Origin of the sequence: Blautia sp. HCP3S3_G3 (genome assembly GCF_052063365.1) — a bacterium.
Lineage (GTDB): Bacteria > Bacillota > Clostridia > Lachnospirales > Lachnospiraceae > Blautia_A.
Genome location: NZ_JBQHXR010000011.1, coordinates 59,871 through 85,575 on the forward strand (window position 1 = coordinate 59,871; position 25,705 = coordinate 85,575).

Genomic DNA, 25,705 nt, shown 5'->3' on the forward strand with positions numbered 1-25,705 from the left:
ACATCTTCTTATCCCCGGTTACATTTACCTGTTTTCATCCGTATGCAAGTCTGCTCTTCTTTTCCAACATATTTCTCTTCTGCAGACTTTTCAGCATGTTATTCTTTCCTGCATATCTCTCGACATATTACTCTTTCCCGAAGCTCATTCAGCGTGCCACTCTTCTCCTGCGTACTTCCCGGAGATTGCCGGCGGAAGTGTCTCGTGTCAGCTGATTCTCCGTTCCCTTTACACATCCCATGCTTGTCTGCGCACCATCCACAGAAGCATTCAGATAATCACAGATTCTGTTGCGAAGCTGACGTCTCTTTTTCTCGCTGATTTTATTATCTTTCAGCACTTTGAGATCTACTTCTGTATTCAAAACCGCCTGACCGTCTTCTCCGTCATCCCATCCGCCGTTTTTGAGCACGACACAGATCTGTTCGTCCGGATTTCCATCCCGTTCAAAAAGAATGTGCTTTTCTCCGTTGTGAATGTTGCCTCCTCTGGCGCTTCCGGTGTTGTGATAACCGCCTCCCAGCGCATCATTCAGCTGCTTCTCCACACGGTCGATCAGCAATGCTTCATTGAGATTCATCTTTGCTTCAAAAATCAGCTGTCTTGTATGGGCACCGTATTTCACATTCAGGTCATCAATAATCGTATACATTTCTTCCAGCGAAATTTCTGATTCTTCTTCATGCAGTTTCCGGTACATCTCATCAAATTCTTTTTTCAGATCTGCCAGCTCTCCATACACATATTCGTCAGCGGCAAGTTCCCGGATATCTGCCGGATTCCATCCCTGTTCCTGACAAACTGCTTCGGCTTCTTCTCTTGTCTGTTTATAAATACCGTTTACAAGATAGCCAAGTGTGTTTTCATAGGTAAAAACAGCTTTGATTTCTTCTGCCAGGACAAGCGCACAGCGGTACTGCATCAGCCATTCCTGCTGCATATTTTCCGCCTGATTGATGGCAAGAAGTGTCTTTTCCGCTGCATCCCAGATAATTGCATAAGCAGCCTGAGGAGCCGTATCCAGTACCTCCTCGCTCTTGTCCATCAGTTCCTGAATTTCCGCGAGTTCCTTTCTGCAGAATTTCTCTCCCTGATACTCTTCTTTCAATGTCTTTAACAGAAGCTTCACACTCTTATGATATTCCTGCGCATAGGCTTCACTTTCCCGCACCGCATTTTTCATGGCTGCTTTCAGATTCTGAATATCTGTCTCAATCTTCGCGTTGATGTTGCGAAGCGCATGATTCAGCTCCCGGTCCTGCTCATCTGTCACGTCCTGGATTTCTCTGCGCAGAGCGGAAGCCTTTTCCCTCTCATATTCCGCAAGATTTTTCCGGAGGCCTGTCACTTTTTCCTGAAAATCCATCTGAAGTTCCACATCATTTTTCTGAAGTATCTTCTCCCAGTCTCCTCTGCGATTTTCCATTTCTTTCACTACACGCAGTGTCTGTGTATTATAAACGGATGCAATTTTGCTGTTCTCTGCAACCAGACTGCGATAGGCAGAAGCAAGCTGCGGAACCAGCCCGCTGTCTTCCAGTTCTTTTGCTTTTTTCTCTTTCTGTCTGTGATAAGCCTGAAAAGCTGCACCACCCAGCTTCACTGCACCGCCAATCGCAGCTGCTGTTCCTGCAATAGCAAGTCCGGTAACGACAATTGGTGCCGCCACACATAAAACAACCGGTACAACAAGTAATCCTTCAATATCTCCGCTCATCTTTCTGCCTCCTTTATATAACTTCATTTATACAAATTCCCTTATACAAATTCATTTCCGTACACACTGTGCCGCTTTATTTTTACAGTGCCCTGCCGTTTCTCCTGCATACCGCCTCTGCCTTTCTCTGGCGCCTTTTTCTGTCGGGAAGCTCCGGAAGGTTTCTGCGTATGACTGACCAGAAGTTCTCCTGAACCGCTCGCCGACTGCTCCAGAGAATATTCCTCGTCACAGTCTCCGGTTAACACATCGGGACCTGTCCCCACTGCAACGTATGCCTTTTTTTCTCCGATGGCATGAAGAATTCCGGCAATATACCGAACCTCCTGCTTTCTCTGATACTGGTCTGTTCCAAGCCTGAAATTCATGAGAATCCGGATCCGGTTCTGCATACTGCCATTTTCCGTTACAGGAACAATGTGAACCGTATAACGATTTTTTCTGCCATTTCCACCGGGTTTTTCAAATTCCATACGGTAAAGTGCTCTTTCATCCGCCTCTTTTCCATCCTCTTCAAAAAAGCCGTTATAGCAGGGGCTTCCTGTACAGTGTTTTTCTGACATATAGTTTCCGATTTTTTCTGCCCACACTTTACGCTGAGCAGAACAACGGTATGCAGATGCCAGTTCTTTTTCCAGCTTCTCCAGCTTCTCCGGAAGTTCATATTTCAGTACCCGGTTGTTCTCATCCAGTTCTCTTCCTGTAGGAGCTTCTCCTGTTTTGACATAATCTTCCACAGAAGCAATCGTGAGCACTTCATCTCTGACCAGTCTCTGATGATATTCTGTTTCCTCGATAATGTTCTGCACTCTGTCCAGACATTCAAAAACCGTATCATATTTATGGCCTGTCCAGTGCATTGCTGTATCTCTGCTGATTTTTTTGCCGTCTACAGTCAAAACACGGGTTTTCACTCTGTCTGAAATATTCTGATAGTTCTGTTCCATGGGCAGGTAACTCTGTATCCACCGGGTCAGCTTCTCATTGATATGGTATTCCAGATCCTTCAAATCTGCTTTCAGCATCACGGAGGTGGCGGCAGAAGCTTCATACTGCCGCTGTTCCTCCATCATCCTCTGTGCCTGTCCGAGGGTCCCTTCATAAATCGCCAGCCTTCCCGGAAACAGTTCCGCATGGGCACGTCCTGCAAGAACACGATACTGCTCACACGCAGCAGCGTATTCCCTCTGTGCCAGTTCCCGTTTCCGGATATCACTTTCCTTCATCACATCAGTCACTTCCGTGTCAATGCGATTCTGTACATCCTGATAATACTGTTCGATCTGTTTTAACAGCTCACGATGACGAACTTCCAGATTCTCTGTCAATTCCCGTTTCAGAGATTCATGATTTTGCTCGATCCGGCTGATCATTTCTGCGTACAGAGCTTCCATTTCCTGCTGCGTCTGCTGCACAAGCTGTGTATTATGCCTCTGCAGTGCATTTTCCATGGTACGCTTCAGCTGATGCATACGAAGCTGATGCTCCTGCTGATACCGTGTGTCCCGATCCGCCGACTCTCTCTGGAGTCTGGCGATCTCGGCCTGAAGTTCATTCATCTGTCGTGTAAGCTGTCCTATCCTGCTCATGTTTTTCTCCCTATCGGTCTGTATTGCCTCTGTTGATACTTCCCGAAATCTCATTCTGTTCCGGGTTCAGATGCATCAGTTTCTTGTGATATTCTCTCTTCTGTTCCGGAATAAATTCCGCATCATTGCATTCTGCAAGAGCCAGATCTTCCATATATCTGATGTTTGCATTCTGCGTTGAGATCATATAGTTTCTGGCTAGCGTCAGCATTTCCACTGCATCTGCCTGATTGTTTTTACGCTTCATCAGTTCCTCTGCCTTGACTACTACCGCTTCAATTTCCGCTTGTGTATAGCCGTCGGTGTCCGATATGATTTTATCCAGACATTCCGCATCATCCATGACAAAACCATGTCTTTTCAGGTGATACAAGAATACTTGACGCCGTTCCTCTTCATTCGGTGCAAAAAAAGGAACCTTCTTGTCAAAACGTCCTGCTCTTTTCAGAGCTTCATCCACTTTATTCGGATAATTTGTTGCCGCCAGCCAGAGAATCCTGCCTCTGTTTTCGGGTTTTGCCATCTCTGTCAGAAGCATACCGAACAGATTGTTGTTTACACTGGAACCGGAATTGCCGTCCGTTCTGGCAGCAAATACCTGGTCAATTTCATCAATAAAGACACCGACCGGGGCCAGAGCGCGAAATACGGAAAGTGCACGTTCCATGGATTTCTCCGATTCACCCACATACTTGCCGAGAATCCTGGACATTTTAAATTCGATAAAGTTAATTCCCGCATCTCCTGCCATACAGCGGGCAAAATAAGTTTTTCCCGTTCCGGGAGAGCCCATCAGCATGATTCCTTTTGGAGCAATCGATGCAATCTCCCGGTTCTGGAAGGAAGCGATCACCACTTCTCTGAAATAAGCTTTCAGATCCTCCTGGCCTGCAAAATCCTGCAGCCGAAGATTCGCTGTATCAAAGATTTCGATCACATCTCCATATTCCTTCGTAATCACTTCTTTCTTGCGGTCCATCACCATTTCATGGCTGATGCATACCGTATCTGCCGGAAGCTTTCCTTCCAGTTTTTTCCGCTCTTTTGTAAAAGCGGAAAGAAGCACATCTTCAATCGCTACCAGCTGGAGTCCTGCAGTCAGGTTCGTCAGCTGATCCACACTCAGAGGCCACTTTTCAATACATTCTCGGTATCTCCTGTCACGTCTGATCTGTGTTTGCAGATAGTATTCAATAAATGCTTTTCTGCCCTCTTCATCCGGAAGAGGAATCTCGCATACAACGGTTTTGGAATTTGCACCGGTAAATTTCTCATTGATATCTTTCGTACTCTCCGTAATAATGAATACTGTATTGTTCGAGTTGATAAATTCATAAGAATTCAGGGTGCTGTGCAGCGATACGATCCGCTTCTGCTCTTCCTCGTATACCTTGCCGGATTCCGGAATCAGAAATTCCGGATAAAGAAATACAAAAGCTCTTCTCTCATCAGAAGGAATCGGCTCTTTGATTTTTTCCATAAAGGTGCTCCAGGGAATATTGCTCTCATCTTTGCTGTCTGCTGCAGACGGATAAACGCGGCGGCCCATCGATTCCACATCGTAAAAATAAACCTTTGTCATGCGCATATCGTCCTGTCCTGTCTGTGTGATGTATTCACAGAGAAATTTTTTGAGATCCAGGTTTTCTCTGCAATAGTCAACAATGTTTCCTGTAAGGATAAATGCATTCGCTACAGCAGTTTTGTATTTTTCCCGGATATCTTCGATCCATTCTGGTATGTATGTCATCTTGTAACCCTCCTTGCCTATTCATTATACTGTGTGAGCCCAATAATATTTTTAATTTTCAGGAACTTTCCGGTAACCGCCTGCATATTCTGCAGCGTCTTCTCCAGTTCCGCCAGAGCTTCTTTTGCCTCCCGTCGGTATTCCTCGGTCGTTTTTACATCCTCCTCTTCTGGTGTTTCTCCATCAAACTCGTAATTTTCCACCAGCTTCTGCAGCTGTTCCATAATATCTGTAAACTGCTCTTTATTTTTTTCAAGTTCTTCCAGCAGGCTGTTTCCACGGAAGAGATACGCTTTGCGAAGTCCGTTGTCCAATAAGACGGACAGCTTTTCATCCAGTTTTTTTACCTGACTGCGGAATAACTCCAGTCCATCTATCTTTTTCTCCGGAACTTTTTCATAAAATTCTGCGTATTTCATATCCTGACGGTAACGAAGGCTGATTTCCTGCAGTTCTTCAAAGGCTCTGCCCTCTTCCTGCTGTGCTTCCTCAATCTGTTTCTTCAGATTTTCCACACTTCTGCGGTATTGCCCTGCTTCCTCTGCTGCCTTCTCCCGTTCTCTGAACTCTTCCAGGGCATTCTGAAGTTCTTCCTTTTCTCTGCGCTGTATCTCCAGTTCTTTCTGTAAATGCTGAACTTCCCTGTTCTGTTCTTCTCTCAGGCGCTGAAGTTCCATATCCTTTTCTTCTCTCAGGCGGAGCATCTCCTGTTCCTGCTCCTCTCTGCGGCGCTGAAGTTCCGTATCCTGCTCTTCCCTCAGGCGCTGAATCTCTGAGTCCTGGTTTTCACGTCTCTCTCTGTCATGATGAGAAAGCTCTTCTTCCAGTTCCCGATTTCTTGCCTGCAGTTCCCGGATCAGGCTGTCCTTGTCCTCCAGATCCTCTGTCGTGATTTCTTCCCCTCTTTCTGCAAGTCTCCTTGCTTCCAGAAGTTCCTGATCTCTGGCATCCAATTCATTCTTCAGCCATTCATTCTCTCCTTCCGCATCCATGAGCGCCCGGCTCTTCTGTTCCAGCTGCTGCTTAGACTGTGCGAGCTCTGCTCTGACCGACTCCAGTTCCTGACGGATATCATCTTCTGTATGGATACGGATACGGCCTTCATTATTTTCTCCACGACCCGGAAACGGAATCGGTCTTCTGGTCTCTCTGTTCAAATGATGTTCTTCGTTATTTTCCCGGTCGGAACCAATCAACTGTATTCTCATATCTTTCCCCTTTCTCAATATCCCAATGGCTCTGACAGTCTTCAGAGAGACTTTTTCGCCATCGGGTGTGCGGCTGTAAATTCCTGAGTCAGAAATGGTGCTTCCCTCACATGATTTTTAAAGTCTTTCTCTGCTTTCAGATAATACTTTCTTTCTGTAATTGTGATTCTTTTTCCGGCACAGAAGCGTTCCCAGGTAGTATCCACATTGTACCAGTGCCTTCCCAGCTTCACGATATTCCAGGCATGTCTTCCTTCACTGGGCAGCGCCAGACCGGTGATATATTCTGCCGGTACGTTCAGTTTTCTCATAAAAAGCAAAAACAATAAAGCGCATCCCATACACACTGCTTTATGTTCGATCATCGCGTGATACGCTGTATACCTTTTATAGTCGTAATCGTATTCCACTTCTCTGGCAATATACTGATAAACCTTTGCAATTTTGTCACAGCCGGCTGCATCCGGCCGGTCCAGTCCCATGCGGTGAATCTCCTCATCCACTGCCGCCATCAGCATCTGTTCCTGCTCGTGAGTCGTACGATATTCGATCGTATAATGCAGCACATAAATTCCAAGACACAGGAATCTGGTAACACGACCGCCTGATTTACTGTGACTTCTGAGATAGGCTCCATCATTCACGCGCCCCGGCTTATGGGTTTCATACGCAGCTTCCTGAAAATCTTCATATTCCGGCATTGTTTTTCCATCATACGGCATCAGGATTGTGATTTCTTTCCTGGTCGCCAGAATGCCGCCAGTCATTGCCTCAATCGCTTCTTCCCGGTTTTCGCAGTATTTCACCCAGGAAAGCCCCTGCTCCTGATTCAGATATGCAAAGGTATCGGCTCTCTGAGAAACCTGCCTGCTGCTGATATCCGCAATACTTACATTTACGGTATTGTTCTGACGATTCCAGGACTGCACCCCGTAACTGTAGATTCTGCTCAACACTCTCAGCATTTTTACAGGGTCGTTTTTTGCAGCCCTGCGTATGGCGGCATAAACTGCCAGATATGCCTGCTCTTCTGTATCCAGGTCTGCGTCCGCAGCAACCGGGATTCTGACAACAGGTCCGCCTCGCAGAAATTCATCGAGGATTCCCTGTGTATCAGAGGTATTACTTGATTTGTATTCGTTTCTGATTCTTATTCTTCCCATCGTTATCCCAATCTCTTATAAGATAGAATCCTGCTATGCAGGATTCTCCGCCTGCGGCGGATTACTTTAGCAATATATTTCCTCTCCGCCGCAGTGCGCTCCTGCCCGGAGGGCTTTATTTTATCATAGGAAAATGCAAAGCACTTTCCTATGATAAAATAAATTGCATCAGTTTCTTTGCATGTTTCTTGATCGTTCTGACTGTTTTGATATATCTTTCCGTATTTTTTCTCTTTCTTTTCCGGGATACTGCTGTTACAGCCACAAATATTGCGGTTACTGCCGCAAATATTACGACCACTGCCGCAGCTAATGCTGCTAACACAAAAATCAGAGGAAGCTTTTCTGCAGTTGCTTCTTTTGTGATCTCAGCATTTTCTTCTTTTGCTGCTTCTCCTGTTTCCTCTGCATTTTTCTCTTCTGATGATTCCTCTGGTTTTTCTGCATCTTTCTCTTCTTTACCTGCTGCAGACTCTCCTCTTTGCAGTCTCCGAAGCGTCTCCATCGTCAGACTGCTGCCAATCGCTCTGATATATTCCAGAACTTCTTCTGCCTGCTCTTTGGTTAATTTCCTTTCATTCCGGTAATATTCCAGGATTCTTGCTTCTGCAAAATCCATTTTTCCTTCATACTCGGAGCCCATCTTTTCTTCGGAAACCATTTTCCAGACACAGAAAATTTCCTCCAGAACAGCCTGTTCCAGTTCCTGTTCACAACCGCCCAGAAGTTCTTTTTCTTTCAGCATATCCAGGATCTGATAAAGATCGGTATCCGACTGTTCTCTGCTCTCCAGCAGCATTTTTATTTCCTCGGCATTTTTTATGACTGCTTCTTTCATGTTGAACCTCCCTCTTTTCATCCCCAGATGTGTTGACAGACGAGACAACGGAAATGCCCTTCATTTCCGTTGTAATACACAATCTTGCCGGAAGACTGACAGATGGGACACATGTTGGGTTTTTCCATTTTGACAATCTTAATATTCGATGTACCCTGATGCAAAACTCTGCCGATATCTTTGCCTTCCAGAACTTTTTTCCCATGAAAAACATAGTCCGCAGGTCTTCTGGGCGCCTCTGTAGTATTGATAATCTTAATCCTCATCCTTTCCTCTTTCCTGACGCACTTGCTGCGTCAATAATGGTAGATTTGGAAGTTCACTTCCAAACTTCTTTCCTCCAAAACCAAATCCATGATTCACCAGTCTTTTCTTTCCGAATTTCTGAAAAGTCTGATCACTGATAAGCAATTCTGCCTTCGTATCCTCACAGGATCCGGAACGGTAGCATTTCCATATTTTTCTGTACGGATTCAATACCATTGCAATTGCCCGTTCACCTGAAAAAAGCCTGCTCTGCGTACCTCTGTCCGTTGCCGACATAAATACATCCAAAGCATTGGCGTGTGTATGAAACCATCCCACCACATCCATTTTTTTCTCTTCCGGGCAGTCTGCATTGATCTGATCAAGTTCCCGGTGCATCTCCCTGGTATCCTCATGACTCATCTCCAAAAATCCCCAGCTTCCCACTGCACCGCGGGCAGGCAGAGCCCTTTCTACTAAGCAGATATGCTGTTTCTTTTTTTTGTCATAACAGTTTCTGCCCACCAGAAAACCGCCCTGCTCCACCCTGTTCTCCTGAGTCCTTGTTCCCCAGCCGATATATTCCAGCATTTCTTCTGCAGCTTGCGGCTGTACAATTACCAGATCAGCATCCTCTCCCATGGAATAATTATCACACAGGAGCACATATTTTTTTTCAAACTCTTCCTCAGAATATTCTATTTCCCGTATTTCCGGCTGGTATTCCTTTACAATTCGTATTCTTCCCATTATTTACTCCTATCTGATTTGACTACTATCTGATTTTGCCTCTGTCTGATTTGACTACTATTTGATTTTGCTACTATCTGATTTTGCTACTATCTGATTTTGCTTCTATCTGATTTGATTCCTATCCGATCAGCCAGCTGAGATACCACAGAAGCAATGCACTGATCATTGCCTGAACGGAAATTTTCTTTCTCTCATCACGAGACCTGTCGAACAAAATAGCCGCCAGCATCGCCAATCCCGCAATATACATCATCATATTGCCTGACATTCTGATCCACTCACTTAATTCCGTCATCCTGTAACCTCCCCAATCATTTCTCTCAGAATCGTTATTTGCCTGCCCACGGTTTCTCCGACAAATACGAAGCCCCTTTTTATTCCATCTTCTGCAGAAAGCATCATTTTTTCCAGAGTATCCCTTGCCGAATCCATGAATACCGGAACGCTCTCCGTTATCGATTGTCGTGCTTTTACCACCAGCTCTTCTGTCCTGTCCACTGAATCTTCTGCTGTACTTCTGACAGTCGTTACAAGGTCAGGAAAAGCATTCGAACCATTGCGATACTGCCAGAGATTTACTCCCAGAAATACCGTTATCGTGATCCAGAAAATACAGGTAACGATCATCTTGATCCAGTTCAGAAAAATTCTGTCCGCCATTTCCAGTTTGTCCGATATTTCTTCCACTGTTTTGTAAGCACCGCTGTATCCGGAATTTGCATTTTTGACAATTTTTATCCGTGAAGCAGACCCGGCCTGGATTCTGATCTGTTTTTTACCGAAAGGTTCCGTTTCTGTATGACGGCATCCGATATTCGGACAGCAATTCTGCAGTTCCCATGTATCCGTAAACCACACACGGTGGCATTTTGCACATACAACTACGGTATCTCCCGGGTGAAATTCTCCCAGGAGATACTCATCGACTCTATGCTGATCCAAAAACCATTTGTCCTTTGCAGCGGACAGCTGATGACTGTTTTTTACCATAATTACTGATCACTCTCTATATACATCCCGTACAGTCAGGGATTTCATCACTGCCGGAAGATCTGCTGTCAGTTCATAGTAAAGGCATTTTGAATCTTCTGTACAGCTTCGCAGGGTTACAATATGTCCTTTGGCAATTCCAAGTTCTTCCAGTGTCATGCCGGAGATTCTCTTGTCTGATGCATGAAGCTCCACAATCTCCTCACAATTGGATAATCCCGGCTGCAGATTTTTCTCTGCGAGACAGCTGCTGCAGTACAAATCCTCTGCATAGATCAGGTAATCCGGTTTCCAAAAATCAACAACCGCACCACAGGTCTTGCATTTGCCTGTAAAGGTAAAACGATGTTCTCCCGTAATATCGATATAAAATTCTTCTCCGCGATTCTGTTCTTTCACCCATTCCAGAAACTCACCCAGTACTGCCTGATTTGTCCAGGGCGTTTTTGTCACCTTATCGTAACTGTGATGACAGACACAGTCCGCACGCTTCGGAATATGTATCGATTCAAAAGAATTGGTCAGGCCCTCAAAATAATACTTTCTGCCATACTGTACCTGATCCATTTTGTGAAGAATTTTCACAGCTTCCTGTGCAGCCAGCGCACCGGCAATTGCGGTGGAAATCTGAATGGTCGGTGCTTTCTTTTCTTCTACAAAGCGTTTTCTCTTCTCATCACAGGAATAACGGATCATTTTTTCATTGGATAACTGTCTGTTTGATATGCCGCAGGCCCAGCAGGAGGATTTTGGATAATGGTGGACCGAAACACTCATGGTAAGTTCCCTGATACCGCCATCAATATAGGGAATCTGAAGAAGATTACAACGTTTATTCAAACTTGCTCTGGTCTCAAGATTATCCAGACATCCGAGAACTACATCAAACTGACCAAAAACACCGTTTCCGAGAAGATGCATGATATCTCCGATAAAATAATCCACCTCAATATCCGGACATACAGACATTTCTTTTACCCGTTCTGCTGCCACTTTTGCCTTATATTTTCCCACATCGTCTTTGGTGAACAGAACGGTACGGCTGAGATTTGACGTTGAAATCACATCCATATCGCAGATCAGAATATGACCAACGCCGATCAATGCCAAATTTTTCAGCACTTCGTTTCCGATCGCTCCTGCACCTGCCACAAGGACATAGCTGTTGTTCACCACCTCCTGCTCCCACCAGGGAATCAGTTTCTGGCGGTCCACCATGGATTCTTCACCCATCCGGACTTCTCCGATCATTGCTCTTCCCATTTTTTATATCCTCCCTCTTTCGTCTGAATATTATTTGATTGCTTTTCCCTTCGTTCTTCGTAACACACCTTTCAAAATATCCCAATGAACAGCCGGATTATTTACTCAGTATTTCAAATCCATACCGGTTCCGGTAAAAATCTGTCTGTGCACTGCAGTATACAAATGTGTATATCCCCAGATTCGTCATGATATTCCACATGATATTGTTATCCCGGAAAAAAGCAGCGTCTTTCCTTGTGACAAGAACTGCTGTTTTTCCATATTCTCTTCTTCCAGTGAGTTCCAGAAGTTCCTTCGGATCATGGTAAAAAAAGGATTTTCGAAAACGCATGCCGTAGTTCCCATACTCTTCCGTAAGGATTCCTGTCAAAAGAATTCCCTGCAGATCTCTGTCCATATCTCCCATAATTCCCAGATTATACTTCAATGCACCGGCAAGTCCGCAAAGGAGATTGCGAAAAGAGGAGCTCTGCAGCGGTTCCTCCCGCCATCTTTCTATTACAGGTCTGTCAAACAGCCTTCTTCCGTAATCCTGTCTGATCTGCAGTTTGTGCCAGTTATACTGGAAAATCTCATACTCTGCGTTTTCTCCCGGAAAAGCTTCCTGCCGGATTTTCTTGGTTTTTTCCGATGCCTGATACCAATTCTTACACGGATATTCCTGTTTTATCGAATTTGCAGGCATCGTAAGGTAACTTTCGCATTCCAGCCCTTTGGGTCCATAATAAGCTTTCCAGGTTTTCTGATGGGGATTAAACACCACACCCACACTATAGGGGTATTCACATTTGTGGGCCTGTGTTTCATAATCAATGTTGGAATATACCGCTGCAATGTTCCAGGGATGGGTGTGATACCATCCCACCGGAATCAGTTCCAGATTTTTTTCCTCATTCAGTCTGTCCAGTTCCTGATACATCTCCTGCCAGTTTTCTGCTGACATGCGGATAAAGGCCTCCCCGCTTTCCTGCGGATTCACACAGGGAATTACATGACACACTTCCACCCAGGGTATTTGCTCCTCTCCGGAAGTACTCCAGCAAAAATGCCCTGCAAGAATTCCTGCCTGTTCCTTTCTGTTCCGACGGGTCACCTCACCCCAGGAAATTTCCTGAAACAGTTCTTCGGAAGCTTCCTCACGAAAAAGGACCCTCATCCCGTTTTCGCTTCTGTTTCGATATCCGGAAGAAATCAGTCCGGAAAAATCCTGCGGGAGTTTTTTTTCTATCTGACGATACATTTGTGTTACTTCATGAATGACTGATTTACCCATATGCCATTATGCCGTCGCACCGGAAAACAGACGGATTGTAGAATCCTGACCTCCGCCGTTTTCCACAAGTGTTCTGGACAGATCCATATTTGTGGTGTCCACACCATCTTTGAGAGCAGCGGTGTATCCATCCGGAATCTCACTGATAAAACCACTTTCAATCAGATCATCGATCAGCTCCTGAATCGTCATATCATCAGGAATGTCTACATCTACTACGTTGCCGGATGTCGGGTGCATTACTTTTACTCTTTTCATATCTTCCATGGTTTTTTCTCCTTTTTATTTGGTTTGTTTTTATTGTTTTTTACTGGTTTTTCGTTTTTATGATTACAAATGAATGACACTTCTGCGTTTTTTCTCTCCGCCTACAGGAAGCTCCTGTTTATCTGTGGGGAAAATTCCACCGTTCTGATTTTCCAGCCAGAAAGCTTTCGCTGACGGATTTGCCGCACTGCCGGGATTCGTATAGCGTTTATCGAACTGAATCGTTTTTCCCATACGTCTGATATAGCTCCACAATGCTTCATCGGATGACCAATGGCCCGGACACCAGCTGCGGTCCGTATACCAGTTCACATGAAACGGCTGCTGCTCTCTCATGACTGCTCTCGGTTTTATCATTGGATACTCCGGCGGAAATGTGATGTCAACCGTACTCTTGTCTCTGTAAATCGGTTTTCCCTGAGAATTCAGACCAACAATCGTGCGGATGTTATATGTGATCACATAATGTTCCGGGTTGTCCGGATCGTCCACCGTCCAGCTGATCGCACGATTTCTCATACTTGCCATTTTTTCATAATCGTTTTTTAATCGGATGGCTCTTAATTCTTTCTGAGTCATGTTTTAACCTCCTTGATTTCGTTTTCAGATACCGGTTTCCGGGTACATGATTATCATAAATGACCGGTTAAATATTTTTTTATTTTTATCCGACTGTGCAGATACTCCTAATTACTCCATCCCTCCGGATTGACCGGAACCACCATGCATTCCACTGCTGCTTTCTCCATGGCCGCCTGTACTGTTTCCTCCGTGACCTCCTGTCATTCCTCCGGAGAATCCATTTGTTCCAACATAACCGCCTGCATGTCCCTTTCCACCTGCTGCTCCACTGCTCGCCGAACCAACACTGCCATTATGGTTTCCCACAGACATCCGGTTTCCCAAACCAGGCGAAACTCCATTTGCGCCAAAGCCTCCGTAATTGGAATGACCAAGCCCTCCACTGTTTGATGTTCCGGTTTCTTCTTTATGGCTTTTCAAAGCTTCCATCATACTGGTATCCAGAACTTTTTCCACATTCTGTGCAGATACTTTGTTAGAATACTGCACATTTTCCAAATAATACCGCTCATTCATTTTTCCCTGGAGTGTGTTCTGAATATTGGGGTCCCCGTATTTTAACTGTGCAGCGTTCAGATTTTTCGCATAACTTCCATTGTTAATACTCGTCAGATAAGTTCCGAAATTGGGATCTTCCCCGAATGTTTCATTCAGATAACGGAAGGCCTCCTGAGTCCGGCTCTCACCTGCCGCAAAAGCACTCTGCTCCAGCCCCTGAATTCTGTAAAGACATCCGTCCACTTCCGGATCCACATAATTCAAGACCGAATTATTGGACTGCCAGTTATGTAAAGTCTGCTCCGTGATTCCCATCGATTTCAGTGTTTCTGCAGGAATCGCCCCACTTACCGCCTGTTCCTGAAAAGAATGATAATCTTCGTGAAAAATGGTATCCATCATCTGGATATTGGCATCCGCCACCATACGGCACATTTGTTCCGTTTCACCAGTTTCCTCATTCACAACATTTTTGACCATCATGCTGTTTTCCAGGATATGTTTATTTACCACAATTTCCTTTCCGTCAAAGTAACCGTAATTCGCACCTTCCAGTTCTTTTGCCGTAATTTTCTGAGGTGTGGAATGATTCTGGGCAGCAGAAATATTTTCCAGTTCCTGGAGGGCATTCAAACGCTGGGACATATCCATTTTTTCCCAGTTTTCGTGTCTGAATCTGCTATAGATATCCGCAGTTTTATTGTCCATGTTTCACCTCATTTCCGGGCACCGGGATGCAATGCTCTTCTTGGTCTCCAGATTTCGGCTTCTCCATTGACAGGGTCTGCTCTGTATTCATTCAGCAACTTCAGAGCAAACAAAAAATCTGTCGTATTCTGTATGCTCATGATTTTGCCTACTGTATAGTTTCCTTCCTTGATCACCGGAAGTTTTTCTCCTCTGATCCACGCCTCTGCCAAAGGCTCAAATTTTTCATCGATCGTCTCACAAAATTCTTTTGCATAAGCATGGGCGCTTGTCTCTGTCTGATGTCGGTAAGACTTCAGAATCATCTCCGCAAATTTTTCCTGATTAATATTTTTCAGCATCTTTTCCTCTTTCCTGACGCACTTGCTGCGTCAATAATGGTAGATTTGGAAGTTCACTTCCAAACTTACAACTCTTTCTATATACTTCCCACAGCACCTCATCCGTCAGTTCCCGGAACAGCGGACCATTGTTAATCTGGTGAAAATCTAGTTCCCCGTTCCTCAGGTTCGCCTCTATCAATACCGGATTTCCCTCACAGTCCACTGCGAAATCCCAGGATATCAGGCGAAAATATGGGAAAAATTTATGTGCTTCCCGGATATGGCTGCAGATCTGTTCATAACACGGAACCCTGCATTCTCCAAAAACCGCTCCATCCGGATGGGTCAGAAAACGTTTTCCGGATTTGTTGAAACCGACATTTTTCAATCTGCCATCTTCCTTAATTCCAGCAGAAATTCCGCCTGCACTGATGTTGTCCACTTCGCTGTCTCCTGTTCCCATCCGCACCACAGAAGAAAGAATTCTGATTTCATTTTTGTAATAAAAAGAAATCGTGCGAACGGTATTTACAGAACTCGGATGAAGTTTTTTCATCTCCCTGTGCTGCTCAAGAAACACCATAATCACAGTATCGATCACCGTCCTTAAAAGATATTTTTCCAGTCTGCCCGTGGCATCTTTTTTTGCATCCCAGATAAAAATCCCTGCTCCTCCTCCAAAATCTACCGCAGGCTTTACAATGATTTTTCCCGCTTCCCGGCATTTTCTCAGAATCTCTTCCATCTGAATCCCCCGGAAATCCTTATCCAGCCAGAATCCATTTACTTTCTCTGCAATAATCTCCGGCTGTCTGATCTGCGGGAAAAGGCGGCTGTAAAAACATTTATTGTCAATATATTTTGCTGCAGCCCTGTGATTATAGTAGGAATCAATATCGAGGTAATACACCGGATCCGGAAGAAATCTTCTGTCATACATTCCGTACAGTCCCGAGTAGTATTCCACCCATCCTTCGACATTCAGCTGCGTATCCGATTCCGTATTCTGACTTTTCCTGAAATTTGTATGGGATTCCCAATATTCACGGACTTCTTTTTTCTGTACTTCTGACAGGAAAAATGGACTTTTTTCATTCTCCCGCAATCGTCTGTTATATTCCCGAAGCATTTCTTCACGCTTATGCTGTTCAGCCGCTTTTTTCTCCAGACTTTTCTTTCTCAGGCGTTCACTGATCAGTCCTGCATCTGTCATATATCCCTCTTGTCTCCTTTCTTGCTGAGTTTCTTCTGTTGCGCCAATATTTTCTGCGGACTTTTTCCGCCCCCTCCTCTCTGCTTTTCTCCATGTGACATAAAAAATATAGCATTGCGTATATATATTTTTTTATTTTTGCAGTGGGAATCTGCCCGGAGGGCTTTTTTGTATCATCGGAAAATGCAAAGCACTTTCCGATGATACAAAAAAACACCCCTGCGCCGGAATATATATCCGGCTGCAGGGGTGTAACAGCAGCAAAGCTTCTGCATTTCCTCAGTCTATTTTTGTTCTCTTATTTTTCTATTTTTATGCATCCGACCTGGAATACGAGTTGCGCATCTGATTACTCAGCTCATACAGAACTTTGTCCAGAACATCTGCAGTTTCCGCCTTCAGCATATCTGCGATTTTCTGATTGGCTTCTGTTCTAAGAGCCTTGCGTTTCTGCCCGTCTGTTTCTTTTTCAAGAAGGGCATCATAATGGTTGAGCAATTCATGTCCTTTTGCCATTACATGTTCCTGGTAACGTTCCACATGAAAAACGGATTTCCTGTAAGAAGCATCTGCCATAGCTGCGATCAGGCGGCTGCACCAGTAAAAATTGTCTGTGGAAACGGTTCCCGTCGTGTTGGAAAGATACTCCGGTGTTTCTTCCACATCTGCATAGAAAGGTGCCATAACATTAAACGCATTGGATGCAAACGCAATCCATTCCACAGCACTGCAGTCCGGGGTACGATCCGGGCGCATCTGAATCACAGAAAGAAAATCATTACGGTTGATACCAATGGAACGATAGGCCCCGTGCATGGATGCATCACCATATGCCCCATAAGGATCATACGGAGTACCCTGATAATGAGAAGAAAGCACATATTTCACATCTTCTGCCGTTATTTTTTTCTCCGGAACCATACACCATGGAAGATCATCTGAATACGGAGTAAATTCTGCATCCGGTCCGTCCCACTTTCTGGTACGCGGATTCAGACAGCGCAGCATGTACCATGCGCGCGGAGTATTATACACATGATCCGCATCATCATGACTTCCAAAAACATCACGGGGATTGATACTGCCGTCCATAGATAAATTCAGATGATTTTTTTCGATAAATTCACGCATATCCGGGGAGCACATGTATTCTTTCTGCTCTGTCAGTGCATCTTCCAGATCAAACTGATCCAGTCCGAGCTGATTCGGCATTACCACATACACGTCATCCGGAACACGTCTTGCGATCCAGTGATGTCCTCCAATCGTCTCAAGCCACCAGATCTCGTCTGCATCCTGAAATGCAATTCCATTCATTTCGTATGTACCATACTGCTCCAGAAGGCTTCCCAGACGCTGTACGCCTTCTCTCGCACTGTGAATATACGGCAGCACAATGTAAACAATATCTTCTTCACCAATACCTCCGGGAACTTCATCTTTTCCATCTTTTGCCGGCTGATAAACCACCAGCGGATCCGCTCCAAGGACTCTCGGATTGGAAGTAATCGTTTCCGTCGCTGTCATGGCTACCTGCGCCTCATTTACGCCGCTGGCCGCCCAGATTCCTTCGCCTTCTACCGCATTTGGCATCGAGGTACACCGCATCGGCTTTTCCGGAAGCGGAATTTCCACATGAGACAGAACAGATTTATAAATCTTCGGCTGTTCTTCCGGATGAACGACCACGAATTTTTTCGCAGTAAAACGTCCGGAAGGAGAATCATCATTTCTGGCAATCATCGTAGAGCCGTCATAAGTTGCTTTTTTTCCAACAAGTATTGTAGTGCATCCCATTGTATACATCTCCCTTATCTTTATTCATAGGTACTTTTTTCATATATCCTTTGGGGACGGAGTTTTCCGGTTTTTTTATCGTCCCCAATAGCTTTGTGATATTACGCAAAACGATCCATTGGGGACAGGCAAAGTGCCACAATTCTCCATCCCCAATAGCTTCAACAAGACACAAAAAGAGCCGCCCCGGTCTGGTAAACTAAGCGGCAATTTTTGTCAAACTAATTTATCGGACTAACCGTCTATCGGCAGCACTCTTTTTCTATAATCATATTAGCACGCATCTATGAAAATGTCAACAAACCTGTGGGGACGGAGTTTTGATATCATTGCAACAATTGACTGACAAATCCATTAGGAACTGACAAAAAAACACATTTCTCCGTCCCCAATAACAACACTGTTCGTTATTTTTTCTGCTCTTTTTTATATTTCCAGGCAACAGAAAAACCCGTAGAACCAAAGTTCTACGGGCATCTTACGCTTGGACACACGGTGTCTATGACACCAATTTATATTCGAATATATGATTACTCGATGATTGTAGCAACACGGCCTGATCCAACAGTACGTCCGCCTTCACGGATAGCGAATGTAAGACCCTGGCTCATAGCGATCGGGTGAATCAGTTCGATTGTCATTTCGATGTTATCACCAGGCATGCACATTTCTGTTCCTTCTGGAAGGTTGCAGACACCTGTTACGTCTGTTGTTCTGAAGTAGAACTGTGGACGATAGTTGTTGAAGAATGGTGTATGACGGCCACCTTCGTCTTTTGTCAGAACGTAAACCTGAGCTGTGAATTTGGTATGGCAGGTGATTGTTCCTGGTTTAGCAAGAACCTGTCCACGCTCGATTTCGTTTCTCTGAACACCACGAAGAAGAGCACCGATGTTGTCACCAGCCTGAGCTTCGTCAAGAAGTTTACGGAACATTTCGATACCGGTTACAACTACTTTACGAGTTTCTTCTTTGATACCAACGATTTCTACTTCTTCAGATACATGAAGAGTACCAGCCTCTACACGACCTGTAGCAACGGTACCACGACCTGTGATGGAGAATACGTCCTCAACTGGCATAACGAAAGGTTTGTCAGTGTCACGCTGTGGATCCGGAATGTAGGAATCTACTGTATCCATAAGTTCCATGATCTTGTCGCCCCACTCGCCGTTCGGATCTTCAAGAGCCATAAGAGCGGAACCTTTGATGATCGGGCAGTCATTGAAGTCATATTCTTCAAGCTGTTCTGTAATTTCCATTTCTACAAGTTCAAGAAGCTCTTCGTCGTCTACCATATCACATTTGTTCATGAATACAACGATGTATGGTACACCTACCTGACGGGAAAGAAGGATGTGCTCTTTAGTCTGAGCCATAACACCGTCAGTAGCAGCAACTACAAGGATAGCGCCGTCCATCTGAGCTGCACCTGTGATCATGTTCTTAACGTAGTCAGCATGTCCTGGGCAGTCAACGTGTGCATAGTGACGTTTTTCTGTCTGATACTCAACGTGAGCTGTAGAGATTGTGATACCACGCTCTCTTTCTTCCGGAGCTTTATCAATGTTTTCGAAGTCTACTTTTGCATTACCAGCTACTCTTTCAGCAAGAACTTTTGTGATAGCTGCTGTTAAAGTTGTTTTACCATGGTCAACGTGTCCGATGGTACCAATATTACAATGCGGTTTTGTTCTGTCAAACTTAGCCTTTGCCATTTTAAATTTCCTCCTTAAAACTTCGCTCTTTCTCTGAGAGCTTATATAATCGGTTTTAGACTTGCTATCCTTGATTATATTGCAAATCAAGGATATTTGCAAGCATTTTATTAATATATTAATTCAGAATATATTTATCGTATAAAGCAGAAACAATTATCAGCCTTTCTGAGAAAGGATCTTTTCCTGTACGGACTTCGGAACCGGCTCGTATTTCTCAAAGAACATGGAGTAGTTACCACGACCCTGAGTTCTGGAACGCAGGTCTGTTGCATATCCGAACATTTCGGAAAGCGGAACATAACCACGGATCATCTTGCCGCCGCCGATATCTTCCATACCCTCGATACGACCACGACGGGAGTTGATATCACCGATAACATCACCCATGTAATCTTCCGGAGTAGTAACCTCAACTCTCATGATCGGCTCAAGGAGAATCGGAGCTGCTTTGTGCATAGCATCCTTGAATGCAAGAGAACCTGCAATGTGGAATGCCATTTCGGAAGAGTCGACTTCATGGTAGGAACCATCGTATACGTTAGCATATACACCAACTACCGGGAATCCTCCAAGGACACCAGCCTTCATAGCTTCTTCGATACCTTCGCCGACTGCCGGGATGTATTCCTTCGGAATAGCACCGCCAACAACTGTGGATTCGAACTTGTACAGTTCTTCTCCGTTGGCATCCATAGGCTCGAATTTAACTTTACAGTGACCATACTGTCCACGACCACCGGACTGTTTTGCATACTTGCTGTCTACATCACAAGCCTTGGTGATAGTCTCTTTGTAAGCAACCTGAGGAGCACCTACGTTAGCCTCTACCTTGAATTCACGAAGGAGACGGTCAACGATGATCTCCAGATGAAGCTCACCCATACCAGCGATGATGGTCTGTCCTGTTTCCTGATTGGTATGTGCACGGAAGGTCGGGTCTTCTTCTGCAAGTTTCGCAAGAGCCTCACCCAGTTTGCCCTGTCCTGCTTTTGTCTTAGGCTCGATAGCCAGTTCGATAACCGGTTCCGGGAATTCCATGGATTCCAGGATTACCGGATGCTGGTCATCACAGATTGTATCACCAGTTGTGGTGAATTTGAAACCAATTGCTGCAGCGATGTCACCGGAGTAAACTTTGTCCAGCTCCATACGTTTGTTTGCATGCATCTGAAGGATACGTCCAACACGCTCTTTCTTATTCTTGGTAGCATTCAGTACGTAGGAACCAGAGTTCATAGTACCGGAGTACACACGGAAATATGCCAGTTTACCAACGAATGGGTCTGTCATAATCTTGAATGCAAGTGCGGAGAACGGCTCTTCATCAGAAGAATGTCTCACAATCGGATTGCCGTCCAAATCAGTACCCTCGATAGCCGGGATATCTGTAGGAGCAGGCATATATTCAACGATTGCATCCAGAAGTTTCTGAACACCTTTGTTTCTGTAAGCAGTACCGCAGCAAACCGGAACAGCAGCGCATTCACAGGTTGCTTTACGAAGAACGGCTTTCAGTCTGTCAACAGTAGGTTCTTCACCTTCCAGATATTCCATCATTAAATCGTCATCAAGTTCGCAGATTTTCTCAACCAGTTCGGTATGATATAATTCTGCATCTTCCTGCATATCTTCAGGAATGTCAACGATAGAAATGTCTTCACCTTTCTCATCGTTGTAGATATAAGCCTTCATTTCGAACAAGTCGATGATTCCCTTGAATTCATCTTCTTTTCCGATCGGAAGCTGTAAGCAGATCGCATTCTTGCCCAGACGGGTTTTGATCTGTTCTACAGCGCCGTAGAAGTTCGCACCAAGGATGTCCATCTTATTGATGAAAGCCATACGTGGTACATTATAGGTGTCAGCCTGACGCCATACGTTTTCTGACTGAGGTTCAACACCACCCTTTGCACAGAAGACGCCGACAGCGCCGTCAAGTACACGAAGGGAACGCTCAACCTCTACTGTAAAGTCAACGTGACCCGGGGTATCGATGATATTGATACGATGCTCCAGAGCTCCCGGTTTTGCTTTACAGTTTTCCTGCAGAGTCCAGTGGCATGTTGTAGCAGCTGATGTAATTGTAATACCTCTCTCCTGCTCCTGTTCCATCCAGTCCATGGTAGCAGTACCTTCATGGGTATCACCAATCTTATAGTTAACACCTGTATAATAAAGGATACGTTCTGTAAGAGTTGTTTTTCCAGCATCAATATGAGCCATAATACCAATGTTTCTGGTACGCTCAAGCGGATATTCTCTTCCTTCTTTTCCAGCCAATGGATTTTCCTCCTCGATTAGAAGCGATAGTGAGCAAATGCTTTATTTGCTTCAGCCATCTTGTGCATGTCTTCTTTCTTCTTAACAGATGCGCCTGTATTGTTCATTGCATCCAAAAGCTCGTTAGCCAGTCTCTCTTCCATGGTCTTCTCGCCTCTTTTACGAGAATAGGTGGTGATCCAGCGAAGAGCCAGTGCCTGACGTCTGTCAGCTCTTACCTCGATCGGAACCTGGTAAGTAGCACCGCCGATACGTCTTGCTTTTACTTCCAGAAGCGGCATGATGTTGTTCATAGCCTCTTCAAATACTTCAAGTGCTGGTTTTCCAGCTTTATCTTCGATTCTGGCGAATGCGCCGTATACAATCTTCTGAGCGACACCTTTCTTACCATCTAACATGATGTTATTGATAAGTTTGGTAACCACCTTGCTGTTGTACATCGGGTCTGCCAGAACTTCTCTTTTCTGAGTATGTCCTTTACGTGGCACGTTACTTCCCTCCTTAATCAATATGATTAAATCATCGGTACTCACTTCAAAAACTAAGGTGTTCGCACTGGTAAAGTCCTATATTTAAACCCGCAACCGACAGGGTATATGGAATACCGTACAAGATTTATAGTTCTTGTGATTTCGCGACTGATTTGAAAATGATTGTTTGCTCTGAATTCTTTCCTCACTCGTTGACTGAGAGAATTCAAAATCTGCCATATTATGCTGCAGAATTATTTTTTAACTTTAGGTCTCTTAGCTCCGTATTTGGAACGAGCCTGTTTTCTGTTAGCAACACCTGCGGTATCCAGAGTACCTCTGATGATATGATATCTGGTACCAGGTAAGTCCTTAACCCTTCCTCCACGGATAAGAACAACGCTGTGCTCCTGAAGGTTATGACCTTCTCCTGGAATGTAGCTTGTTACTTCGATTCCGTTGGAAAGACGAACTCTGGCGATTTTTCTAAGAGCAGAGTTAGGTTTCTTAGGGGTTGCAGTCTTAACTGCTGTACAAACGCCACGTTTCTGCGGTGCAGACTGTTCTACAGCTTTCTTTCTTAAAGAGTTGAAGGATTTCTGCAGAGCCGGTGCTGTGGATTTCTTAACAGCTGTCTGGCGTCCTTTTCTAACTAACTGGTTGAATGTTGGCATTCCATTTCACCTCCCGATTTATTTCTCCATAGTGTTCTATGGGGTTGTGCGGTTGCTATTGCGTATTTTTGCATGCGAAATAACTCGTGTTACTTTCACACGCCTGCTAATTATATCCTTTAAAAATGTGGCTGTCAAGGGATTTTGCCTTGTTTTTCGATAATTTTTTCCGAAGTTTTACTTTTGCAAAGATGTTAATGCAGTTCTGCGGACACTTCTATTTGTCCGGAGATGTGTATCAACCTTTTCTCTTTTAATAACAGATTTCAGTTTTGAAGCGGTAAGCCTGCCTGATGACACATAAGCAAACTGCTGCTCTGTATGGAATTGTGGTCTTTTTTTGGAGAACCGGCTGATGCATCGGCTCTAAGGATCAGACCTGCCGGAGTTGTCACATAATATGTACTGGCAGAAGGAGCTGAAACAGAAAGAAAAATCTCCGCGCATTCCAAGTTTGATCACTGAATCACCGCTGGATATGTGTCCGTATGTCTTGCTGGTACTGTCTCTTCATGATTAGATTCAGAAAAGCACTTTCGTGCTTTTCTGATATTGAACTTATCTTTTCTATTGTTCTGACATTTTAATTAGCCAAGCAAAAACCGTTTCATAATCTCCACGATCATGAAACGGTTTTTCTGAGCTTTCTCCTCTGTTCAGTTATTATTTTTTTCTGCCTCCAAAAAACAGAAGAAACAATAATATCAGTAATATCGGTGCCGCAATAAACGGTGCCACCTGAATAGGATCTATCTGCGTTGCATCAGCACTTACACGAACTTCTATCGCCTCTTCATCATTGGCGATTCGATGTCCACGGACCAAAAGCCGATGAGTATTGATTCCATACGGGGTACAGGTTACCAGTGTACAATAATCCTTTCCCTCCTCAATCTGAAGATCAGAGAGGTCTGTCGGTTCCACAATACGAATCTGATCTACTTCATATGTCAGTGTTGCGTCCAGAGTCTGAAGAATAAAAGTATCACCTTCTACCAGTTTATCCAGGTCTGTGAAGAGTTTCGCGGAAGGAAGGCCCCGATGCCCGGACAATACACAATGGGAACCTTCACCACCTACCGGAAAAGATGTTCCTTCAATATGTCCTATTGCGATCTGAAGTACTGACTCTTCCGTCCCATGATAGACAGGAAGCGAACAATCGATTTCCGGTATTTCAATATAAGCCATGATTCCGGTATCATCTACTTTCAGATATTCATCGTACTCTTCTTTTTCTTCATCTGTCAATGTCCATTTGATACCCGTTTCCGCGAGTTTTTTATTATACGCTACAGCACTGTTCCACAATTCTTCATATTTCTTATCGTCTATGTTTGTTACACTCTCAATATAACTTACGACTGCTCTGGACTGATGAAAAGAATTCCAGTAATCACTGACTGTAGGATACAAAAGTAACCCCAGACCAGCAAGAAATATTAATACCAGAATCATGGTCATCAAATGTTTTTTTATCCAGTTCATATTATAGCGCTCCTGTTATGTCTAAATCGATGCCAAAAATATTTTATCGAATTAAGGATACCACGTCACCCAAAATATTTCAAGGGTTTGCAGCACTTTTGAAACATGCCTCTTCTCACCTGGTTGCTGTTCACTGGTTAGCCTGCATTAAGAAAACCGATGGTATAGACTGGGATCAGTCAAAAACCATCGGTTTATCTTTTATCCAAAATTTGTCTTTTTCTTCTTCCAGTCACTGATACTGCTCTCTGCTATACCTGTTCTTTGGGCAAATTCCTTCTGACTCATTCCTCTCTCTTTCAGAAGTTCAAATATTCGGTCACTTATTGTTTTCATACTCTTTCTTAACCAATCTGTTTGTTTTTTAAGTATAACTCACTGATTAATATTTGTAAACACGTATTTCTTTGTTTATAAATATTTTATAATGTTTATCCTGAGTTTCTTGCCCCTGAGCTAATAACCTTTGATCTGAATACTCATTAATATCTATTTCTTCATATTTTAAGCCTGGAATATTTGATTGTAAGGCTTTCTTTATATAGTCATCTTCAAAAACTATTTTTATGCTCATTTGCACATCCTCCTTATTCATTCAGGAAATCTGCTATCGACTTGCGCCTTCTAATATGTTCCCCACTTCTCCGTATAGCCATACTTTCTATCTGTCTTGCTCGTTCTCTGCTAATTCCAAATTTATCTGCCGTTTCCTGAAGCGTTTTGGGAACTCCATCCTCCAAACCAAATCTGAATGCAAGCAGTTGTCTTTCCCTGTCATTTTGTCCCGCGTCGAATTATAGTTCTCACCTACCGCAACTATACGGCAGATTATTTTCGGAACATCCCTTTTCATGTCTATCTTAACGTGCTGTGTTTTACGGCACGTTTTTT

25 protein-coding genes and 1 pseudogene are annotated in these 25,705 nt (G+C 44.2%); all 26 read right to left on the bottom strand.

Annotated elements, in window-relative coordinates; all coding sequences use genetic code 11:
* Positions 1-148: 148 nt before the first annotated feature.
* The gene (locus ACTNEW_RS10785; protein ID WP_441060692.1) at positions 149-1,717 is read right to left on the bottom strand and encodes a hypothetical protein; all 1,569 of its coding nucleotides are present in this window, start codon (positions 1,715-1,717) and stop codon (positions 149-151) included.
* Between the two features lie 41 nt (positions 1,718-1,758).
* A complete protein-coding gene (locus ACTNEW_RS10790) occupies positions 1,759-3,306 on the bottom strand; it encodes a hypothetical protein (RefSeq protein ID WP_441060694.1) in 1,548 nt (515 codons plus the stop codon).
* A 10-nt stretch (positions 3,307-3,316) separates the two neighbouring features.
* Positions 3,317-5,056 carry an ATP-binding protein gene (locus ACTNEW_RS10795; RefSeq protein ID WP_441060696.1) on the bottom strand — a complete coding sequence of 580 codons (1,740 nt, stop codon included), beginning with the start codon at positions 5,054-5,056 and terminating at the stop codon, positions 3,317-3,319.
* A 17-nt stretch (positions 5,057-5,073) separates the two neighbouring features.
* On the bottom strand, positions 5,074-6,264 hold the full coding sequence (locus ACTNEW_RS10800; protein WP_441060698.1) for a hypothetical protein: 1,191 nt from the start codon (positions 6,262-6,264) through the stop codon (positions 5,074-5,076).
* 41 nt (positions 6,265-6,305) lie between these two features.
* Positions 6,306-7,427: a transglutaminase domain-containing protein gene (locus ACTNEW_RS10805; protein ID WP_441060700.1), complete on the bottom strand. Its 1,122-nt coding sequence runs from the start codon at positions 7,425-7,427 to the stop codon at positions 6,306-6,308.
* 148 nt (positions 7,428-7,575) lie between these two features.
* Positions 7,576-8,265: a hypothetical protein gene (locus ACTNEW_RS10810; RefSeq protein ID WP_441060702.1), complete on the bottom strand. Its 690-nt coding sequence runs from the start codon at positions 8,263-8,265 to the stop codon at positions 7,576-7,578.
* Positions 8,266-8,282: 17 nt separating this feature from the next.
* Entirely contained in the window at positions 8,283-8,531 is a 249-nt protein-coding gene (locus tag ACTNEW_RS10815) for a hypothetical protein (protein WP_441060704.1), read from the bottom strand.
* A complete protein-coding gene (locus tag ACTNEW_RS10820) occupies positions 8,521-9,261 on the bottom strand; it encodes a hypothetical protein (RefSeq protein ID WP_441060706.1) in 741 nt (246 codons plus the stop codon). Before ACTNEW_RS10820 ends, ACTNEW_RS10815 begins: the two co-directional genes overlap by 11 nt.
* Positions 9,262-9,382: 121 nt before the next feature.
* A complete protein-coding gene (locus ACTNEW_RS10825; protein ID WP_441060708.1) occupies positions 9,383-9,559 on the bottom strand; it encodes a hypothetical protein in 177 nt (58 codons plus the stop codon).
* Positions 9,556-10,254: a hypothetical protein gene (locus ACTNEW_RS10830; RefSeq protein ID WP_441060710.1), complete on the bottom strand. Its 699-nt coding sequence runs from the start codon at positions 10,252-10,254 to the stop codon at positions 9,556-9,558. The genes ACTNEW_RS10825 and ACTNEW_RS10830 overlap by 4 nt, the downstream gene beginning before the upstream one ends.
* A 9-nt stretch (positions 10,255-10,263) precedes the next feature.
* Entirely contained in the window at positions 10,264-11,517 is a 1,254-nt protein-coding gene (locus tag ACTNEW_RS10835; RefSeq protein ID WP_441060712.1) for a HesA/MoeB/ThiF family protein, read from the bottom strand.
* Positions 11,518-11,614: 97 nt separating this feature from the next.
* Positions 11,615-12,793: a hypothetical protein gene (locus tag ACTNEW_RS10840; RefSeq protein ID WP_441060714.1), complete on the bottom strand. Its 1,179-nt coding sequence runs from the start codon at positions 12,791-12,793 to the stop codon at positions 11,615-11,617.
* A gap of 6 nt (positions 12,794-12,799) precedes the next feature.
* Entirely contained in the window at positions 12,800-13,060 is a 261-nt protein-coding gene (locus tag ACTNEW_RS10845; protein ID WP_441060716.1) for a hypothetical protein, read from the bottom strand.
* A 63-nt stretch (positions 13,061-13,123) separates the two neighbouring features.
* Positions 13,124-13,639, bottom strand: a complete 516-nt coding sequence (locus ACTNEW_RS10850) for a hypothetical protein (protein ID WP_441060718.1) — start codon at positions 13,637-13,639, stop codon at positions 13,124-13,126.
* Positions 13,640-13,750: 111 nt separating this feature from the next.
* Positions 13,751-14,848, bottom strand: a complete 1,098-nt coding sequence (locus ACTNEW_RS10855) for a hypothetical protein (protein WP_441060720.1) — start codon at positions 14,846-14,848, stop codon at positions 13,751-13,753.
* 8 nt (positions 14,849-14,856) lie between these two features.
* Positions 14,857-15,189 carry a hypothetical protein gene (locus tag ACTNEW_RS10860; RefSeq protein WP_441060722.1) on the bottom strand — a complete coding sequence of 111 codons (333 nt, stop codon included), beginning with the start codon at positions 15,187-15,189 and terminating at the stop codon, positions 14,857-14,859.
* Positions 15,173-16,384, bottom strand: a complete 1,212-nt coding sequence (locus ACTNEW_RS10865; RefSeq protein ID WP_441060724.1) for a sugar-transfer associated ATP-grasp domain-containing protein — start codon at positions 16,382-16,384, stop codon at positions 15,173-15,175. Before ACTNEW_RS10865 ends, ACTNEW_RS10860 begins: the two co-directional genes overlap by 17 nt.
* A 312-nt stretch (positions 16,385-16,696) precedes the next feature.
* Entirely contained in the window at positions 16,697-18,181 is a 1,485-nt protein-coding gene (locus ACTNEW_RS10870; RefSeq protein WP_441060726.1) for a C69 family dipeptidase, read from the bottom strand.
* Positions 18,182-18,711: 530 nt separating this feature from the next.
* Complete coding sequence (gene tuf, locus ACTNEW_RS10875; RefSeq protein WP_441060728.1) at positions 18,712-19,899, bottom strand: elongation factor Tu; 1,188 nt, start codon at positions 19,897-19,899, stop codon at positions 18,712-18,714.
* A gap of 159 nt (positions 19,900-20,058) precedes the next feature.
* The gene (fusA, locus tag ACTNEW_RS10880) at positions 20,059-22,182 is read right to left on the bottom strand and encodes an elongation factor G (RefSeq protein WP_441060730.1); all 2,124 of its coding nucleotides are present in this window, start codon (positions 22,180-22,182) and stop codon (positions 20,059-20,061) included.
* A gap of 17 nt (positions 22,183-22,199) precedes the next feature.
* Positions 22,200-22,670, bottom strand: a complete 471-nt coding sequence (gene rpsG, locus ACTNEW_RS10885; protein WP_441060733.1) for a 30S ribosomal protein S7 — start codon at positions 22,668-22,670, stop codon at positions 22,200-22,202.
* A gap of 236 nt (positions 22,671-22,906) precedes the next feature.
* A complete protein-coding gene (rpsL, locus tag ACTNEW_RS10890) occupies positions 22,907-23,326 on the bottom strand; it encodes a 30S ribosomal protein S12 (protein ID WP_441060735.1) in 420 nt (139 codons plus the stop codon).
* Positions 23,327-23,989: 663 nt separating this feature from the next.
* The gene (locus tag ACTNEW_RS10895; RefSeq protein ID WP_441060737.1) at positions 23,990-24,814 is read right to left on the bottom strand and encodes a class C sortase; all 825 of its coding nucleotides are present in this window, start codon (positions 24,812-24,814) and stop codon (positions 23,990-23,992) included.
* A 201-nt stretch (positions 24,815-25,015) separates the two neighbouring features.
* A complete protein-coding gene (locus ACTNEW_RS10900) occupies positions 25,016-25,150 on the bottom strand; it encodes a helix-turn-helix domain-containing protein (RefSeq protein ID WP_441060739.1) in 135 nt (44 codons plus the stop codon).
* 46 nt (positions 25,151-25,196) lie between these two features.
* On the bottom strand, positions 25,197-25,388 hold the full coding sequence (locus ACTNEW_RS10905) for a hypothetical protein (RefSeq protein ID WP_441060741.1): 192 nt from the start codon (positions 25,386-25,388) through the stop codon (positions 25,197-25,199).
* 13 nt (positions 25,389-25,401) lie between these two features.
* A pseudogene (locus ACTNEW_RS10910) lies at positions 25,402-25,581 on the bottom strand (sigma factor-like helix-turn-helix DNA-binding protein); the annotation flags it as partial.
* Positions 25,582-25,705: the final 124 nt, after the last annotated feature.

Coding starts and splice junctions, on each gene's coding strand:
- ACTNEW_RS10785 (WP_441060692.1), bottom strand. CDS start 1,717: ATGAGCGGAGATATTGAAGGATTACTTGTTGTACCGGTTGTTTTATGT.
- ACTNEW_RS10790 (WP_441060694.1), bottom strand. CDS start 3,306: ATGAGCAGGATAGGACAGCTTACACGACAGATGAATGAACTTCAGGCC.
- ACTNEW_RS10795 (WP_441060696.1), bottom strand. CDS start 5,056: ATGACATACATACCAGAATGGATCGAAGATATCCGGGAAAAATACAAA.
- ACTNEW_RS10800 (WP_441060698.1), bottom strand. CDS start 6,264: ATGAGAATACAGTTGATTGGTTCCGACCGGGAAAATAACGAAGAACAT.
- ACTNEW_RS10805 (WP_441060700.1), bottom strand. CDS start 7,427: ATGGGAAGAATAAGAATCAGAAACGAATACAAATCAAGTAATACCTCT.
- ACTNEW_RS10810 (WP_441060702.1), bottom strand. CDS start 8,265: ATGAAAGAAGCAGTCATAAAAAATGCCGAGGAAATAAAAATGCTGCTG.
- ACTNEW_RS10815 (WP_441060704.1), bottom strand. CDS start 8,531: ATGAGGATTAAGATTATCAATACTACAGAGGCGCCCAGAAGACCTGCG.
- ACTNEW_RS10820 (WP_441060706.1), bottom strand. CDS start 9,261: ATGGGAAGAATACGAATTGTAAAGGAATACCAGCCGGAAATACGGGAA.
- ACTNEW_RS10825 (WP_441060708.1), bottom strand. CDS start 9,559: ATGACGGAATTAAGTGAGTGGATCAGAATGTCAGGCAATATGATGATG.
- ACTNEW_RS10830 (WP_441060710.1), bottom strand. CDS start 10,254: ATGGTAAAAAACAGTCATCAGCTGTCCGCTGCAAAGGACAAATGGTTT.
- ACTNEW_RS10835 (WP_441060712.1), bottom strand. CDS start 11,517: ATGGGAAGAGCAATGATCGGAGAAGTCCGGATGGGTGAAGAATCCATG.
- ACTNEW_RS10840 (WP_441060714.1), bottom strand. CDS start 12,793: ATGGGTAAATCAGTCATTCATGAAGTAACACAAATGTATCGTCAGATA.
- ACTNEW_RS10845 (WP_441060716.1), bottom strand. CDS start 13,060: ATGGAAGATATGAAAAGAGTAAAAGTAATGCACCCGACATCCGGCAAC.
- ACTNEW_RS10850 (WP_441060718.1), bottom strand. CDS start 13,639: ATGACTCAGAAAGAATTAAGAGCCATCCGATTAAAAAACGATTATGAA.
- ACTNEW_RS10855 (WP_441060720.1), bottom strand. CDS start 14,848: ATGGACAATAAAACTGCGGATATCTATAGCAGATTCAGACACGAAAAC.
- ACTNEW_RS10860 (WP_441060722.1), bottom strand. CDS start 15,189: ATGCTGAAAAATATTAATCAGGAAAAATTTGCGGAGATGATTCTGAAG.
- ACTNEW_RS10865 (WP_441060724.1), bottom strand. CDS start 16,384: ATGACAGATGCAGGACTGATCAGTGAACGCCTGAGAAAGAAAAGTCTG.
- ACTNEW_RS10870 (WP_441060726.1), bottom strand. CDS start 18,181: ATGGGATGCACTACAATACTTGTTGGAAAAAAAGCAACTTATGACGGC.
- tuf (WP_441060728.1), bottom strand. CDS start 19,899: ATGGCAAAGGCTAAGTTTGACAGAACAAAACCGCATTGTAATATTGGT.
- rpsL (WP_441060735.1), bottom strand. CDS start 23,326: ATGCCAACATTCAACCAGTTAGTTAGAAAAGGACGCCAGACAGCTGTT.
- ACTNEW_RS10895 (WP_441060737.1), bottom strand. CDS start 24,814: ATGAACTGGATAAAAAAACATTTGATGACCATGATTCTGGTATTAATA.
- ACTNEW_RS10900 (WP_441060739.1), bottom strand. CDS start 25,150: ATGAAAACAATAAGTGACCGAATATTTGAACTTCTGAAAGAGAGAGGA.
- ACTNEW_RS10905 (WP_441060741.1), bottom strand. CDS start 25,388: ATGAGCATAAAAATAGTTTTTGAAGATGACTATATAAAGAAAGCCTTA.